The organism is Pseudomonas sp. FW507-12TSA (assembly GCF_058781435.1).
Map to the genome: position 1 here is coordinate 64952 of NZ_JBYSWT010000007.1, position 15671 is coordinate 80622.

The window sequence follows — 15671 nt, forward strand, 5'->3', positions numbered from 1 at the left end:
GCTTGCCGCTCACCCCCCAAAGGTTGGCAACCTGCCCCCGGCAACGGATAATGCCCAGTTTTTCCACCTGCGCACCGAAGCGCCGCCGCGCCAGCGGTCGAAAGAGAAGACCATGAAAGACACCATTCGCCAGCTCATCCAGCAAGCCATCACCCAACTCGTCGCCGAAGGTGTGTTGCCCGAAGGCCTGGCGCCGGCGATCCAGGTCGAGAACACCCGCGACAAGACCCATGGCGACTTCGCCAGCAACATCGCCATGATGCTGGCCAAGCCGGCCGGCATGAAACCGCGCGACCTGGCGGAAAAGATCATCGCCGCCCTGCCGGCCGACGAGAACCTGAGCAAGGCGCAAATCGCCGGCCCGGGCTTCATCAACTTCTTCCAGAACACCCAGGCCCTGGCTGCCCGCCTGGACGCCGCGCTCGACGACGCCCACCTGAACGTGCGCAAGGCCGGCCCGGCGCAACGCACCGTGATCGACATGTCGGCGCCCAACCTGGCCAAGGAAATGCACGTTGGCCACCTGCGCTCCACCATCATCGGCGACGGCGTGGCGCGGGTCCTGGAGTTCCTCGGCGACACCGTGATCCGCCAGAACCACGTGGGCGACTGGGGTACCCAGTTCGGCATGCTGATGGCCTACCTGGAAGAGAACCCCATCACCAGCGACGAGCTGTCGGACCTGGAGAATTTCTACCGCGCCGCCAAGCAACGCTTCGACGAGTCCGAGGCCTTCGCCGACCGCGCCCGGAGCCTGGTGGTCAAGCTGCAGGCCGGCGACCCGGACTGCCTGGCCCTGTGGACCAAGTTCAAGGACATCTCCCTGTCCCACTGCCAGAAGATCTACGAGCTGCTCAACGTCAAGCTGACCATGGCCGACGTGATGGGCGAGAGCGCCTACAACGATGACCTGATCAACGTGGTCAACGACCTCAAGGCCCAGGGCATGCTGGTGGAGAGCAATGGCGCTCAGTGCGTGTTCCTCGACGAGTTCAAGAACGCCGAGGGCGAGCCGCTGCCAGTGATCATCGTCAAGGCCGGCGGCGGATACCTGTACGCCACCACCGACCTGGCCGCCGTGCGCTACCGCAGCGGCAAGCTCAAGGCCGACCGCGCCCTGTACTTCGTCGACCAGCGCCAGGCCCTGCACTTCCAGCAAGTGTTCGCGGTGGCCCACAAGGCCGGCTTCGTCACCCATCCGATGGACATGGAGCACATGGGCTTTGGCACCATGAACGGCGCCGACGGCCGTCCGTTCAAGACCCGTGACGGCGGCACCGTGAAGCTGATCGACCTGCTGACCGAAGCCGAGGAACGGGCCTACGCCCTGGTGAAGGAAAAGAACCCGCAACTGCCGGAAGCCGACCTGCGGCGCATCGCCAAGGTGGTGGGCATCGACTCGGTGAAGTACGCCGACCTGTCCAAGCACCGCACCAGCGACTACAGCTTCAACTTCGACCTGATGCTCAACTTCGAAGGCAATACCGCGCCCTACCTGCTGTACGCCTACACCCGCGCTGCAGGCGTATTCCGCAAGCTGGGCAAGGACTTCAGCCAGGTCCAGGGCAAGATCGAACTGCACGCCGCCCAGGAGCTGGAGCTGGCAGCGCGCCTGGCGCAGTTTGGCGAGATCCTCAACAACGTTGCCGAAAAAGGCACCCCACACGTGCTGTGCAGCTACCTGTACGATGTGGCCGGGCTGTTCTCCAGCTTCTACGAAAACTGCCCGATCCTGGCAGCCGAGACTCCCGAGCAGATGAATAGCCGCCTGCGCCTGACCGAGCTGACCCGGCGTACCCTCAAGCAAGGTCTGGAACTGCTGGGCCTCGAAGTCCTGGAGCAAATGTAAGTTGGCTGCCAAGAAAAAACCTGCACCCAAGCGTGGCGCCAGTCGTTACCAGCCCCCGGCCAAGAAGCCGATCCCGGGCTGGCTGTGGCTGGCCATCGGCCTGACCATCGGCGCCTTCATCGTGTTCCTGATGAAGCTCGAGCCAGGCAAGGGCGGCGACAGCGTCAAGCGCGAGAAGATCGAGCAGCAGAAGGCCAGCAAGATCGCCGAGGCCAACAAGACCCCACCCAGCCCGCAGCAGCCGGTGAAGCCCAAGTACGACTTCTACACCCTGCTGCCGGAATCGGAGGTCATTGTGCCGCCGGAAGCCGTGCCGGAAAAAACCCTGCCGACGCCACAAGTACCGCCGGTGCCGACCACTCCGGTGACACCAGCGGAAGCTGCGAAGATCGACACCGCCCGGGCCCAGGCGGCCCTGGCCGGCATCACCCCGCCACCTGCGCCACCGGTGGCCAAGGCCGCGCCGGTGACCAAGTTCTTCCTCCAGGCCGGATCGTTCCGCAAGGAAGCCGATGCCGACAAGGTTCGTGCGCAGATCATCCTGCTGGGCCAGTCGGTGTCGGTCGAATCCGGCACGGTGAAGGACGAGACCTGGTACCGGGTACTGGTCGGCCCGTTCAGCAATCGCGAGCAACTGACCGTGGCTCAAAAACAGCTCGCTGGCGCCGGCTTCAGCAACCTGCTGTTGCAACAACGCCAGAACCGCTGACGCCCTCGCCCTGTCCGGGCAATCCTGCCCTCTTTTGTGCGCTTATCGCGCCAAAAGAGGGCGCGCCCTCTCTCCCGCCGTCACCAAGCCACTCGTCTCTCTGCCATCCCGGCAGTTGAAAAAGCTCTCGCCACCCCCATATGAGTTTCCATCTGGGCACTTTCGCCCCGCTGCGTGGAGACTTTCCCTTGACCACCATCGTTTCAGTCCGCCGCCACGGCAAAGTCGTCATGGGCGGCGACGGCCAGGTTTCCCTTGGCAACACCGTGATGAAAGGCAATGCGAAAAAAGTTCGCCGCCTGTACCACGGCCAGGTCATTGCCGGCTTCGCCGGGGCCACTGCCGACGCCTTCACCCTGTTCGAACGCTTCGAAGGCCAGCTGGAAAAACACCAGGGCCACCTGATCCGTGCCGCCGTCGAGCTGGCCAAGGAGTGGCGTACCGATCGTTCCCTGAGCCGCCTGGAGGCCATGCTGGCCGTGGCCAACAAGGATGCCTCGCTGATCATCACCGGCAACGGCGACGTGGTCGAACCCGAGGACGGCCTGATCGCCATGGGTTCCGGTGGCGCCTACGCCCAGGCCGCGGCCAGCGCATTGCTGAAGAAGACCGACCTGTCGGCTCGCGAGATCGTCGAGACCGCCCTGGGCATCGCCGGCGATATCTGTGTATTCACCAACCACACTCAAACCATCGAGGAGCAGGATCTCGCGGAATGAGCCTGCTCCGGCCCGGACCTGCCGCCAGGCGGCAGGCTCCCCTGCCACGGCATTCATTCCTGCTTGAGAACCGCCAACTACTATGTCCATGACCCCCCGCGAAATCGTCCACGAACTCAATCGCCATATCATCGGCCAGGACGACGCCAAGCGCGCCGTGGCCATCGCCCTGCGCAACCGCTGGCGGCGCATGCAGCTGCCGGCCGAGCTGCGTGCCGAGGTCACGCCCAAGAACATCCTGATGATCGGCCCGACCGGCGTGGGCAAGACCGAGATCGCCCGGCGCCTGGCCAAGCTGGCCAACGCCCCCTTCATCAAGGTCGAAGCGACCAAGTTCACCGAAGTCGGTTATGTCGGCCGCGACGTCGAGTCGATCATCCGCGACCTGGCCGACGCCGCGCTGAAGATGCTCCGCGAGCAGGAGATCGTCCGTGTGCGCCACCGCGCCGAAGACGCCGCCGAGGACCGTATCCTCGACGCCCTGCTGCCCCAGGCCCGGGTCAGCAGCTTCGCCGAGGAAGCCGCGCAGACCAGCAGCGACTCCAACACTCGCCAGCTGTTCCGCAAGCGCCTGCGCGAAGGCCAGCTGGACGACAAGGAAATCGAGATCGAAGTCGCCGAGAACATGGGCGTCGAGATCGCCGCGCCACCCGGCATGGAAGAGATGACCAACCAGCTGCAAAGCCTGTTCGCCAACATGGGCAAGGGCAAGCGCAAGACCCGCAAGCTCAAGGTCAAGGAAGCGCTGAAGATGGTTCGCGATGAAGAAGCGAGCCGCCTGGTCAACGAGGAAGAGCTCAAGGCCAAGGCCCTGGAAGCGGTAGAGCAGCACGGCATCGTGTTCATCGACGAGATCGACAAGGTGGCCAAGCGTGGCAACGTCGGCGGTGCCGATGTCTCCCGCGAGGGCGTGCAGCGCGACCTGCTGCCGCTGATCGAGGGCTGCACCGTCAACACCAAGCTGGGCATGGTCAAGACCGACCACATCCTGTTCATCGCTTCCGGCGCGTTCCACCTGAGCAAGCCAAGCGACCTGGTGCCCGAGCTGCAAGGCCGGCTGCCGATCCGGGTCGAACTCAAGGCCCTGACCCCGGAAGACTTCGAGCGCATCCTCAAGGAGCCGCATGCCTCGCTGACCGAACAGTACTGCGCGCTGCTCAAGACCGAAGGCCTGGGCATCGAGTTCGCCGACGAGGGCATCAAGCGCCTGGCCGAGATCGCCTACCAGGTCAACGAGAAGACCGAGAACATCGGTGCCCGCCGCCTGCACACCCTGCTCGAGCGCCTGCTCGAAGAGGTGTCGTTCAGCGCCGGCGACCTGGCCAGCGCCCACAGCGAAGAGCCGATCCGCATCGACGCGGCCTACGTCAACAGCCACCTGGGCGAACTGGCGCAGAACGAAGACCTGTCGCGCTACATCCTGTAAGCGCCAGGCTGCGAGCTGCAAGCGACAGACCGATTCGCGTCGCTTGCAGCAACCCTTCCCTGCTGTTTTATCCGCGATGGCTTGAATCTCCCTTCTTGTGGCTTGAAGCTTAGGGCTTGAAGCTCAAGAGAGAACGTCCATGGCTCGCCTGCCCACCGGCATCAACCTGCACAAAGCCTCCAAGACCCTGACCCTGACCTACGGGCCGGACGAGGTCTACCACCTGCCTGCGGAGTTCCTGCGGGTCCACTCCCCCTCCGCCGAGGTCCAGGGCCACGGCAACCCCATCCTGCAGTTCGGCAAGCTCGGCGTCGGCCTGGACAAGATCGAGCCCGCCGGCCAGTACGCACTGAAATTGACCTTCGACGACGGCCATGACAGCGGCTTGTTCACCTGGGACTACCTGTACCAGTTGGCGCTGCGCCAGGAAGAGTTGTGGAGCGACTATCTGCAGCAACTCGAGGCCGCCGGCAAATCCCGCGATCCGAGCGAGTCCGTGGTCAAGCTGATGCTCTAGCTCAAGGCTCCGGCTGTTTAGAGGGCATTTTCTAATTTCATCTGTTTGAATGCAGGGCTGCATGGCCAATGAATGGCCTGCTTGCGAAAAAAAATAAACTCGGGTAACCAATGGATCTGGCAAGTTCCCTGCAGAGTTCTGCAAAGTAACCGCAGCAGTGGCAATCAACGGTCACCCGAGTAGTAGTGCCTGGCCTCGTGCTGTGTAACTACACAGCAGGTCCGGTACTCGTCTCAGGACAATGGAGCGTCGTAGATGAGTAACAAGAACAACGATGACCTGAAACGCCAAGCCTCGGAGAACACCCTGGGGCTCAATCCAGTCATCGGCTTGCGTAGAAAGGATCTGCTTACCTCTGCTCGCATGGTGCTCGCCCAGGCCATCAAACAACCCATCCACAGCGTCAAGCACGTCGCGCACTTCGGCCTCGAACTGAAGAACGTGTTGCTCGGCAAGTCGCCCTTGCAGCCCGACGGTGACGACCGTCGCTTCATCGACCCGGCCTGGAGCCAGAACCCGCTCTACCGGCGCTACCTGCAAACCTACCTGGCGTGGCGCAAGGAGCTCCACGACTGGATCGGCAGCAGCAGCCTGTCCGAACAGGACATCAGCCGCGGGCATTTCGTGATCAACCTCCTGACCGAGGCCATGGCCCCGACCAACAGCGCGGCCAACCCCGCCGCGGTCAAGCGGTTCTTCGAGACCGGCGGCAAGAGCCTGCTGGACGGCCTGTCACACTTGGCCAAGGACCTGGTGCACAACGGCGGCATGCCCAGCCAGGTCAACATGGATGCCTTCGAAGTGGGCAAGAACCTGGGCACCAGCGAAGGTGCCGTGGTGTTCCGCAACGATGTGCTGGAGCTGATCCAGTACCGGCCGATCACCGAGCAGGTGCATGAGCGACCACTGCTGGTGGTACCGCCGCAGATCAACAAGTTCTACGTCTTCGACCTCAGCCCGGACAAGAGCCTGGCGCGCTTCTGCCTGCGCAACAACGTGCAGACCTTCATCGTCAGCTGGCGCAACCCCACCAAGGCCCAGCGCGAATGGGGCCTGTCCACCTACATCGAGGCCTTGAAGGAAGCGGTCGACGTGGTCACCGCCATCACTGGCAGCGACGACGTGAACATGCTCGGCGCCTGCTCCGGCGGCATTACCTGCACCGCGCTGCTGGGGCACTACGCGGCCTTGGGGCAGAAGAAGGTCAACGCCCTGACCCTGCTGGTCAGCGTGCTCGATACCACCGTGGATACCCAGGTGGCGCTGTTCGTCGACGAGCAGACCCTGGAGGCGGCCAAGCGCCACTCCTACCAGGCCGGTGTCCTCGAAGGCCGGGACATGGCCAAGGTCTTCGCCTGGATGCGCCCCAACGACCTGATCTGGAACTACTGGGTCAACAACTACCTGCTGGGCAACGAACCACCGGTATTCGACATCCTGTTCTGGAACAACGACACCACGCGCCTGCCCGCCGCCTTCCATGGCGACCTGATCGAAATGTTCAAGAACAACCCACTGACCCGGGCCAATGCCCTGGAAGTGTGCGGCACGCCAATCGACTTGAAGCAGGTGACCGCCGACATCTTCTCCCTGGCCGGCACCAACGACCACATCACGCCCTGGAAGTCCTGCTACAAGTCGGCGCAACTGTTCGGCGGCCATGTGGAGTTCGTGCTGTCCAGCAGCGGCCATATCCAGAGCATCCTCAACCCGCCGGGCAACCCCAAGGCGCGCTACATGACCAGCTCCGAGATCCCGGAGTGTCCCGACCAGTGGCAGGAGAACTCGGTCAAGCACACCGATTCCTGGTGGCTGTACTGGCAGGCCTGGCAAGCAGAGCGTTCGGGGGAGCTGAAGCCGGCGCCAAGCGGGCTGGGCAGCAAGAAATACGTGGCCGGCGAGGCCTCGCCGGGCACCTATGTGCACGAACGCTAAACAGGCATCAACGGCGGCTACCCAAGGTGCCGCCACGCCCTATTCTTGATACGAGGCCTGGCCTCAGGAAATCCGGAGGTGGCCGGACCGGCGCCTCCAAAGGTTCAACACACAGGGCTACGGCATGCCACATTCCTTCATCTTCCGCACCGTCGACCTGGATGGCCAGACCATCCGCACCGCGGTTCGCCCCGGCAAGCCGCACTTGACGCCGCTGCTGATCTTCAACGGCATCGGCGCCAACCTGGAGCTGGTGTTCCCCTTCGTCCAGGCCCTGGACCCGGATTTGGAGGTCATCGCCTTCGATGTCCCGGGCGTGGGCGGCTCATCGACCCCGAGCCGGCCCTACCGCTTTCCAGGGCTGGCCAAGCTCACCGCGCGGATGCTCGACTACCTCGACTATGGCCAGGTCAACGCCGTGGGCGTGTCCTGGGGCGGGGCCCTGGCCCAGCAGTTCGCCTACGACTATCCCGAGCGCTGCAAGAAGCTGGTGCTGGCCGCCACGGCCGCCGGCGCCTTCATGGTCCCCGGCAAGCCCAAGGTGTTGTGGATGATGGCCAGCCCACGGCGCTACGTGCAGCCGTCCCACGTCATGCGGATCGCCCCGCTGATCTACGGCGGTGCCTTTCGCCGCGACCCGAACCTGGCGGCCGAGCACGCGGCGAAAGTGCGCTCGGCGGGCAAGCTGGGCTACTACTGGCAGTTGTTCGCCGGAGTGGGCTGGACCAGCATCCACTGGCTGCACAAGATCCACCAGCCGACCCTGGTCCTGGCCGGCGACGACGACCCGCTGATCCCCCTGATCAACATGCGCATGCTGGCCTGGCGCATCCCCAACGCCCAGCTGCACATCATCGATGACGGCCACCTGTTCCTCATCACCCGGGCCGAAGCTGTCGCCCCGATCATCATGAAGTTCCTCCAGGAGGAACGGCAACGCGCCGTGATGCACCCGCATCCGCTACCCGCGCAGCCCACCAAGTAAAACATCCCCGTCGACAGGACCGTCGCGCGCAAGAAGGGCCAGGACCGACTAAGGTATTTGTCTTGAATTGGTCTGCTTGTTAGTGGTTTGACGAAGGAGTGTTGACTCATGCAAGACAAGCCTGCACAGGGCTCGCTGCCCGCCCCTGCGACCTATATCACAGCGCAGAGCGCGATCACTGGCCTGCGGGGGCGGGACTTGCTCTCCACCCTGCGCAGCCTGGCCGCCCACAGCCTGCGCAACCCGCTGCACAGCGTTCGCCACACCCTGGCCCTGGGCAACCAGCTGGGCCGGGTGCTGCTGGGCGAGACGCTGCACAAGCCCAATCCCAAGGACAATCGCTTCGCCGACCCGGCCTGGAGCCTCAATCCCTTCTACAAGCGAGGCCTGCAGGCCTACCTGAGCTGGCAGAAGCAGGTGCGGGACTGGATCGACCACAGCGGCATGGAGGATGACGACCGGGCTCGCGCGCACTTCGCCTTCTCCCTGCTCAACGACGCGGTATCGCCGTCCAACACCCTGCTCAATCCGCTGGCGGTCAAGGAGCTCTTCAACACCGGCGGCAACAGCGTAGTGCGTGGCATCGGCAACCTGGTGGACGACCTGCTGCACAACAACGGCCTGCCCAGCCAGGTCACCAAGCACGCCTTCGAGGTCGGCAGGAACCTGGCCGTCACCCCGGGCTCGGTGGTGTTTCGCAACGAGCAGCTGGAGCTGATCCAGTACAGTCCCATGAGCGAGAAGCAGTACGCCAAGCCCCTGCTGATCGTGCCGCCCCAGGTCAACAAGTACTACATCTTCGACCTCAGCCCGGCCAACAGCTTCGTCCAGTACTGCCTGAAGAACGGCCTCCAGGTGTTCATGGTCAGCTGGCGCAATCCGGATGTGCGCCATCGCGAATGGGGTCTGTCGAGCTATGTCGAGGCCGTCGAAGAGGCCATGAACGTCACTCGCTCCATCACCGGCAGTCGTGATGTGAACCTGATGGGCGCCTGCGCTGGCGGCCTGACCATCGCCGCCCTGCAAGGCCACCTGCAAGCCAAGCGACAACTGCGCCGGGTCTCCAGCGCCACCTACCTGGTGAGCCTGCTGGACAGTCAACTGGATAGCCCGGCCACCCTGTTCGCCGACGAAAAGACCCTGGAAGCGGCCAAGCGCCGTTCCTACCAGCAAGGCGTGCTGGACGGTCGCGACATGGCCAGGGTGTTCGCCTGGATGCGGCCCAACGACCTGATCTGGAACTACTGGGTCAACAACTATTTGCTGGGCAAGGAGCCGCCGGTCTTCGACATTCTCTACTGGAACAACGACAGCACCCGGCTACCGGCGGCCCTGCACGGCGACCTGCTGGACTTCTTCAAGCACAACCCCATGAGCCACGTCGGTGGCCTGGAGGTATGCGGCACGCCAATCGACCTGCAGAAGGTCACGGTGGACAGCTTCAGCGTGGCCGGGATCAACGACCACATCACCCCGTGGGACGCGGTGTACCGCTCGACCCTGCTGCTGGGTGGCGAGCGCCGTTTCGTATTGTCCAACAGCGGGCATGTCCAGAGCATCCTCAACCCGCCAGGCAATCCCAAGGCGAACTACGTGGAGAGCCCCAAGCTCAGCAGCGACCCCCGGGCCTGGTACTACGATGCCAAGCATGTCGATGGCAGTTGGTGGAGCCAGTGGCTGGCCTGGATCCAGGAACGCTCGGGAGCGCAACGGGACACCCTGGCCGTCCTCGGCAGCCAGAAATATCCACCGATGGAGGCCGCGCCGGGCACCTATGTGCGCGTGCGCTGAATACCCCTTGCCCTGCGGCGCTCATCGCCGCGCCCTCAATGGACCGACAAGAAGTCAGGATGAAGACCCGCGACCGGATACTCGAATGTGCCCTGCAGTTGTTCAACCAGAAGGGCGAGCCCAATGTCTCCACCATGGAGGTGGCCAATGAAATGGGAATCAGCCCCGGCAACCTCTATTACCATTTCCATGGCAAGGAGCCGTTGGTCCTCGGTCTTTTCGAGCGTTTCCAGAACGAATTGACGCCGCTTTTGGACCCACCCTCCGATGCCCAGTTGGCACCGGAAGACTATTGGCTGTTCCTGCACCTGATCGTCGAGCGCCTGGCCCACTACCGCTTCCTGTTCCAGGACCTGTCCAACCTGGCCGGCCGCCTGCCGAAGCTGGCCAAGGGCATTCGCAACCTGCTCAACGCCCTCAAGCGCACGCTCGCGGCGCTGCTGGCGCGACTCAAGACCATGGGGCAACTGGTCAGCGGCACCCAGGCCCTGGGGCAATTGGTGGAACAGATCACCATGACCTTGCTGTTCTCCCTGGATTACCAGCGGATTCTCGATCGTGAAGGGGAAGTGCGCCTGGTGGTCTACCAGATCATGATGCTGGTGGCACCGCACTTGCTGCCGCCCGCCAAGCTGGCCACCGAACAAATGGCCCTGCGCTACCTGGACGAACATCCGTAGCAGGGCTGCCGGGCGCCCATGAAAAACGCCCGGTCTTCACAGGCCGGGCGTTTTCGTCTGCCTGATGGAATCAGGACTGGCTGCTTGGCGCCGCCGGGGTCGAGGTAGCGGCCGGGCTGGAAGCCGGGGCCGGCGCTGCGACGGAGTTCGCAGAGCTGGCCGAGGCTGCCGGGGCTGCGGTTGCAGGCTTGGCCGCGACGGCAGGTTTGGCTGCCGGCTTGGCCGCGGGCTTCTTGGCGGCTGGCTTCTTCGCCACGGCCGGCTTCGCTGCAGGCTTGGCGGCTGCGGTTTTCGCCGCAGGCTTGGCGGCCGGCTTGGCCGCTGCGGTTTTCGCCGCAGGCTTGGCGGCCGGCTTGGCCGCGGGTTTGGCCGCGACTGGCTTGGCTGCCGGTTTGGCCGCAGGCTTGGCAGCTGCGGTCTTGGCAGCGGGCTTGGCGGCCGGTTTCGCAGCGGCCTTGGCGGCTGGCTTGGCGGCTGGCTTGGCCAGGGGCTTGGCCGCTGCGGTCTTGGCCGCGACCGGCGCAACCTTGGCACCAGTGAGTTTCTCGATCTGCTTGGTCAGGGTATCGACCTTGTCGTGCAGCGCCTTCACTTCATTGCGGCTCGGTACGCCCAGGCGCGAAATGGCACTGTTCAGGCGCTTGTCGAAAGCTCCTTCCAGCTCATCCCACTTGCCCAGCGCGCGGTCCTTGACGTCGCTGATGCGCGACTTGGCCGAGTTCGCGGAGTCTTTGGCGGCGTCGACTTTCTTGCCGACTACATTCTTGGTCAGCTTCTCGGCTTTCTCGCCATCCTTGACCAAGGATTCGAAAAGCTTGCTGCCGTCAGAGTCGATTTTCGAGTACACGCCTAAACCAGCAAGCCAAATTTTACGGGAGTACTCTTCGACTTTCCCGATCCACGAGCTGCCTTCTTTTTCAGTATTCTTTTTACCAGCCATCCCGTTCTCCTTAATGTTTACGCGCGACACGTTCGAGCAGTGCGGTCAGCTCATCGAGCTTAGCAGAGAGTGTCTCAACGTCATGTTTAGACGGAATGCCGATACGATTCAAGGCACTGGCGACGCGCGTATCAAAAGCCTTCTCGACTTTATCCAGTTGCACTTCGACCCGACCTTTAAGAGTAGTGACATCCCCCTTGACGCTATCGATCTGACTGTTGGCCGCCTCAAGTTGTTCAGTCACAACTTTTTTGCCTTTCTTTTCAACGGATTGACCAGCCTTGATCAACTCCTGGAAGTAGTCGCTACCTTCCTGGCCGACTTTGGCATAGGCGCCCAGGCCAGCTAACCAGATCTTGCGAGCATAGGATTTGACTTCGCTCAGAGCAGTCGATTGAGCATCAACTTTTTTCTTCAGGATTACTTTGGCCATGGTGCACCTCATGCGCAGAAGGTTTGAGGAACTGTCCTCGGAAAGAGGACTTGAGGCACAACCTAGAGAGAAAAATTAGAATCGGCACCCTAACGAATGCAATAAAACAATGATCGCCCAGTTATGGGCCGACTTGCCGGTGATCGCTCTCGAGCCCCCTTGCAGTGCCCCGCGACTCACCGGCAAAGCACGCCAGGCGGCGTGCCGTCCGGGATCAGGCCAGGGCCTTGTCCAGGGCCTTCTCGATCTCGGCCTTGATGGTACCGCTCATGGCCGACATCAGCATGCCCAGCTCCACGTCGATGCGGATCGACGACTCGCCCACATGCACCGCGCCTTTGACCCCGGAGCGCTTGAGATTCAGGGTATCCCCCGCCCAGCGTGGCTCGAGGCCATATTGATCGGCGAGTTTCTGCGCCAGTTTGTCGGCCTTTTCACGGGCTGCCTGCTTACCCAGGCCATGGGCACGTTCAACACTAATACGGGCCATTGAAGGACTCCTGCTATTTCGGGACTCGCCAGAAACGCCTTGACCCTGAGTGCGTCAAATCGTCCCGGCGGATCGCTATCTTACATTCAGCCTTGCCAAGACAAAGACGGTCACCGGCATTAGAATGTCCCGCATTCTCTTTTGGTGACAGCGATATGACTGACCAGCGCAAAGGCAGCGATGCCGAACCCACCACTCACTTCGGCTTCAAGAACGTTCCCGAGAGCCAGAAAGCGGAAAAAGTCGCTGAGGTGTTCCACTCGGTAGCGGCCAAGTACGACCTGATGAACGACGTGCTGTCCGGCGGCATGCACCGCCTGTGGAAGCGCTTCACGATCGAGTTGTCGGGCGTGCGTCCAGGCAACCGCGTACTGGATATCGCTGGCGGCACTGGCGACCTGACCAAGCGGTTTTCCCACCTTGTGGGCCCTACCGGCCAAGTCGTCCTGGCGGACATCAACGAATCCATGCTCAAGGTCGGCCGTGACCGCCTGCTGGACCTGGGTGTGGCCGGCAATGTCGAGTTCGTCCAGGCCGACGCGGAAAAACTGCCCTTCCCGGACAACCATTTCGACTGCGTGACCATCGCCTTCGGCCTGCGCAACGTGACCCACAAGGAAGACGCCCTGCGCTCGATGCTGCGGGTACTCAAGCCCGGTGGCCGGTTGCTGGTGCTGGAGTTCTCCAAGCCGACCAACACGCTGATGTCCAAGGTCTACGACGCCTATTCGTTCGCCTTCATGCCCCTGGCCGGCAAGCTGATCACCAACGACTCGGAAAGCTATCGCTACCTGGCCGAGTCGATCCGCATGCACCCGAACCAGGAAACCCTGAAGTCGATGATGGTCGAGGCCGGCTTCGACCGGGTGACCTACCACAACATGACTGCAGGCATCGTCGCCCTGCACCGCGGCATCAAGCCCTGATGTTGTTCAGCGGCCTGCTCGCCAGCGTCGAGACCGGCATCAATCGGGTGCTGCGCCTGGACAGCACGGCGTTGCCGCGCCTGCAGCACCTGGGCGGCAAGGTGATCGCCGTGGACTGCCAGGCTCCGGCGCTGCGGCTGTTCATCCTGCCCAGCGACGAAGGCCTGATGCTGGCCTCCCAGTGGGCCGCCGATCCTGACTGTACCCTGCGCGCACCGGCAGCGAGCCTGGTGCGCCTGGCCCTGAGCAAGGACAAGACCGGCGTCCTGCATGGCCCGCAAGTGGAACTCGAAGGCGACAGCGGCGTGCTGCTGGACCTGGCGGCGGTCCTCCAGGACCTGGAGCTGGACTGGGAGTACGAACTCTCGCGCTGGCTCGGCCCGGTGGCCACCCAGCTGTTCAGCGGCCACGTACGCAGCCGCGCAGGCTGGTACCAGCAGGGATTCGCCAGCCTCAACCAGAGCCTGGCCGAATTCCTCGCCGAAGAATCGCGGGCCCTGGTGGGCCAGCATGAAGCCGAGGCGCGCTTTCGCGAACTGGACCAGGCCAAACTCGACCTGGAACGTCTAGAGGCGCGTGTCGAGCGCCTTTCCCGATCCCCTGACCCAAGCGATAACGCATGAAGCTGCTTGCCGTCCGCCGTCTGTTGCGCATCCAGCGCGTCGTGATCCGCTACCGCCTCGATGACCTGCTGTTCGCCCTGCCCCTGCCCTGGTTTCTCCTGGCCTTGCGCTTCGCCCTGCCCTGGCGCTGGTTTCCGCGCAAGCCGCTGGACCTGAGCCGTGGCGCACGCCTGCGCCTGGCGTTGCAGGACCTGGGACCGATCTTCATCAAGTTCGGGCAGATCTTGTCCACCCGCCGTGACCTGCTGCCGGAAGACATCGCCGACGAACTAATGCTGCTGCAGGACCGGGTGCCGCCGTTCGACTCGAAAAAATCCGTGGCCCTGATCGAAGAGCAGCTGGGCAAGAAGATCAGCGATGTGTTCAGCCGCTTCGACATCGAGCCCCTGGCCTCGGCCTCGGTGGCCCAGGTGCATGCCGCCAAGCTCAAGACCGGCGAGGAAGTGGTGGTCAAGGTGATCCGCCCGGGGCTCAAGCCGGTCATCGCCCAGGACCTGGCCTGGCTGTTCATCCTCGCCCGCGCTGCGGAGAAGGTCTCCGCCGACGCTCGCCTGCTGCACCCGGTGGATGTGGTCAGCGACTACGAGAAGACCATCTACGACGAGCTCGACCTGCTGCGCGAGGCGGCCAACGCCAGCCAGCTCAAGCGCAACTTCGAAGGCTCGCCGCTGCTCTACGTGCCCCAGGTCTACTGGGACTGGTGCCGGCCGAAGGTGCTGGTGATGGAGCGCATCTACGGGATCCAGGTCACTGACCTTGCGACCCTGGCCGACCAGCGCACCGACATGAAGATGCTCGCCGAGCGTGGCGTGGAGATCTTCTTCACCCAGGTGTTCCGCGACAGTTTCTTCCACGCCGACATGCATCCGGGCAACATCTTCGTCAGCACCGTGCAGCCCTGGAGCCCGCAGTACATCGCCATCGACTGCGGCATCGTCGGCAGCCTCACCCCGCAAGACCAGGACTACCTGGCGCGCAACCTGTTCGCCTTCTTCAAGCGTGACTATCGCCGTGTAGCCCAACTGCACATCGACTCGGGCTGGGTCCCGGCGGAAACCAAGCTCAATGAGTTCGAAGCGGCGATTCGTACGGTCTGCGAACCGATCTTCGAAAAACCGTTGAAGGACATTTCCTTCGGCCAAGTACTGATGCGCCTGTTCCAGACCGCCCGGCGCTTCAACATGGAAGTCCAGCCGCAACTGGTGCTGCTGCAGAAAACCCTGCTCAACATCGAGGGCCTGGGGCGCCAGCTGTATCCGGAGCTGGACCTGTGGAACACCGCGCAACCCTTCCTCGAACGCTGGATGCGCGAGCGGGTCAGCCCCAAGGCAGTGCTGGGCAATATCCACAGCCAGATCGAACAGTTGCCGCACCTGGCCAACATGACCCGCGACCTGCTCGAGCGCATGTCGCAACCCCATGCCGCCGACCCTCCGGCCCCCTGGCAGCGGCGCAAGGACGACTGGTTCCTGCGCCTGCTCGGCACCGCCCACCTGGGCGGCGGCGCGATCCTGGCCGCCGGCGGCCCGCTGCAGGAACTGGGGCACTGGCCCGCCGGCATCATGATCGCGGTGGGTCTGTATCTGATCGTGCGCCGATAGCCAGTGGCGCGGCCTGCTGGCAAACTGTCGAAATCGCCGAGGCGTCA

General features: G+C 63.4%; 15 protein-coding genes. 12 read left to right on the forward strand and 3 right to left on the reverse strand.

From position 1 onward, the window contains the following. Positions 1 to 112: 112 nt before the first annotated feature. From argS to AC3WK8_RS09030, 9 genes are all read left to right on the forward strand, one after another. On the forward strand, positions 113 to 1849 hold the full coding sequence (gene argS / locus AC3WK8_RS08990; protein WP_085595662.1) for an arginine--tRNA ligase: 1737 nt from the start codon (positions 113 to 115) through the stop codon (positions 1847 to 1849). A 1-nt stretch (position 1850) separates the two neighbouring features. Beyond that, positions 1851 to 2558: an SPOR domain-containing protein gene (locus AC3WK8_RS08995; RefSeq protein WP_022639727.1), complete on the forward strand. Its 708-nt coding sequence runs from the start codon at positions 1851 to 1853 to the stop codon at positions 2556 to 2558. A gap of 188 nt (positions 2559 to 2746) precedes the next feature. After that, a complete protein-coding gene (gene hslV, locus AC3WK8_RS09000; RefSeq protein WP_007968352.1) occupies positions 2747 to 3277 on the forward strand; it encodes an ATP-dependent protease subunit HslV in 531 nt (176 codons plus the stop codon). 82 nt (positions 3278 to 3359) lie between these two features. Then, the gene (gene hslU, locus AC3WK8_RS09005; RefSeq protein WP_022639725.1) at positions 3360 to 4703 is read left to right on the forward strand and encodes an ATP-dependent protease ATPase subunit HslU; all 1344 of its coding nucleotides are present in this window, start codon (positions 3360 to 3362) and stop codon (positions 4701 to 4703) included. A gap of 139 nt (positions 4704 to 4842) precedes the next feature. Then, a complete protein-coding gene (locus AC3WK8_RS09010; protein WP_053132484.1) occupies positions 4843 to 5220 on the forward strand; it encodes a gamma-butyrobetaine hydroxylase family protein in 378 nt (125 codons plus the stop codon). Positions 5221 to 5475: 255 nt separating this feature from the next. Then, positions 5476 to 7155 carry a class II poly(R)-hydroxyalkanoic acid synthase gene (gene phaC / locus AC3WK8_RS09015; RefSeq protein WP_022639723.1) on the forward strand — a complete coding sequence of 560 codons (1680 nt, stop codon included), beginning with the start codon at positions 5476 to 5478 and terminating at the stop codon, positions 7153 to 7155. 124 nt (positions 7156 to 7279) lie between these two features. Beyond that, positions 7280 to 8140, forward strand: coding sequence for a poly(3-hydroxyalkanoate) depolymerase (phaZ, locus tag AC3WK8_RS09020; protein ID WP_022639722.1), 861 nt, complete (start codon positions 7280 to 7282; stop codon positions 8138 to 8140). A gap of 108 nt (positions 8141 to 8248) precedes the next feature. Then, on the forward strand, positions 8249 to 9931 hold the full coding sequence (phaC, locus tag AC3WK8_RS09025) for a class II poly(R)-hydroxyalkanoic acid synthase (protein ID WP_103324609.1): 1683 nt from the start codon (positions 8249 to 8251) through the stop codon (positions 9929 to 9931). Positions 9932 to 9990: 59 nt separating this feature from the next. Continuing rightward, positions 9991 to 10611, forward strand: a complete 621-nt coding sequence (locus AC3WK8_RS09030; protein ID WP_022639720.1) for a TetR/AcrR family transcriptional regulator — start codon at positions 9991 to 9993, stop codon at positions 10609 to 10611. 70 nt (positions 10612 to 10681) lie between these two features. On the opposite strand, the gene AC3WK8_RS09035 is transcribed toward AC3WK8_RS09030, so the two are convergent. The 3 genes from AC3WK8_RS09035 to AC3WK8_RS09045 all read right to left on the reverse strand — a co-directional run bounded on the left by AC3WK8_RS09035 (position 10682) and on the right by AC3WK8_RS09045 (position 12474). Next, positions 10682 to 11551: a phasin family protein gene (locus AC3WK8_RS09035; protein WP_103324610.1), complete on the reverse strand. Its 870-nt coding sequence runs from the start codon at positions 11549 to 11551 to the stop codon at positions 10682 to 10684. 10 nt (positions 11552 to 11561) lie between these two features. After that, positions 11562 to 11984: a phasin family protein gene (locus AC3WK8_RS09040; protein WP_083456918.1), complete on the reverse strand. Its 423-nt coding sequence runs from the start codon at positions 11982 to 11984 to the stop codon at positions 11562 to 11564. 214 nt (positions 11985 to 12198) lie between these two features. Further along, entirely contained in the window at positions 12199 to 12474 is a 276-nt protein-coding gene (locus AC3WK8_RS09045; RefSeq protein ID WP_022639553.1) for a polyhydroxyalkanoic acid system family protein, read from the reverse strand. Between the two features lie 155 nt (positions 12475 to 12629). Here AC3WK8_RS09045 and ubiE point away from each other — a divergent pair, with 155 nt between their 5' ends. From ubiE to ubiB, 3 genes are read left to right on the forward strand one after another with little or no spacing between them, the layout of a single operon-like run. Then, entirely contained in the window at positions 12630 to 13400 is a 771-nt protein-coding gene (ubiE, locus tag AC3WK8_RS09050) for a bifunctional demethylmenaquinone methyltransferase/2-methoxy-6-polyprenyl-1,4-benzoquinol methylase UbiE (protein ID WP_022639552.1), read from the forward strand. Then, positions 13400 to 14023, forward strand: a complete 624-nt coding sequence (locus AC3WK8_RS09055) for a ubiquinone biosynthesis accessory factor UbiJ (protein WP_085595670.1) — start codon at positions 13400 to 13402, stop codon at positions 14021 to 14023. The genes ubiE and AC3WK8_RS09055 overlap by 1 nt, the downstream gene beginning before the upstream one ends. Beyond that, entirely contained in the window at positions 14020 to 15624 is a 1605-nt protein-coding gene (ubiB, locus tag AC3WK8_RS09060; RefSeq protein ID WP_053132493.1) for a ubiquinone biosynthesis regulatory protein kinase UbiB, read from the forward strand. The genes AC3WK8_RS09055 and ubiB overlap by 4 nt, the downstream gene beginning before the upstream one ends. The last annotated feature ends 47 nt before the right edge of the window (positions 15625 to 15671 follow it).

Coding starts and splice junctions, on each gene's coding strand:
- phaC (WP_103324609.1), top strand. CDS start 8,249: ATGCAAGACAAGCCTGCACAGGGCTCGCTGCCCGCCCCTGCGACCTAT.
- ubiE (WP_022639552.1), top strand. CDS start 12,630: ATGACTGACCAGCGCAAAGGCAGCGATGCCGAACCCACCACTCACTTC.
- argS (WP_085595662.1), top strand. CDS start 113: ATGAAAGACACCATTCGCCAGCTCATCCAGCAAGCCATCACCCAACTC.
- hslU (WP_022639725.1), top strand. CDS start 3,360: ATGTCCATGACCCCCCGCGAAATCGTCCACGAACTCAATCGCCATATC.
- AC3WK8_RS09030 (WP_022639720.1), top strand. CDS start 9,991: ATGAAGACCCGCGACCGGATACTCGAATGTGCCCTGCAGTTGTTCAAC.
- AC3WK8_RS09045 (WP_022639553.1), bottom strand. CDS start 12,474: ATGGCCCGTATTAGTGTTGAACGTGCCCATGGCCTGGGTAAGCAGGCA.
- AC3WK8_RS09040 (WP_083456918.1), bottom strand. CDS start 11,984: ATGGCCAAAGTAATCCTGAAGAAAAAAGTTGATGCTCAATCGACTGCT.
- AC3WK8_RS09035 (WP_103324610.1), bottom strand. CDS start 11,551: ATGGCTGGTAAAAAGAATACTGAAAAAGAAGGCAGCTCGTGGATCGGG.
- AC3WK8_RS09055 (WP_085595670.1), top strand. CDS start 13,400: ATGTTGTTCAGCGGCCTGCTCGCCAGCGTCGAGACCGGCATCAATCGG.
- AC3WK8_RS09010 (WP_053132484.1), top strand. CDS start 4,843: ATGGCTCGCCTGCCCACCGGCATCAACCTGCACAAAGCCTCCAAGACC.
- phaZ (WP_022639722.1), top strand. CDS start 7,280: ATGCCACATTCCTTCATCTTCCGCACCGTCGACCTGGATGGCCAGACC.
- ubiB (WP_053132493.1), top strand. CDS start 14,020: ATGAAGCTGCTTGCCGTCCGCCGTCTGTTGCGCATCCAGCGCGTCGTG.
- phaC (WP_022639723.1), top strand. CDS start 5,476: ATGAGTAACAAGAACAACGATGACCTGAAACGCCAAGCCTCGGAGAAC.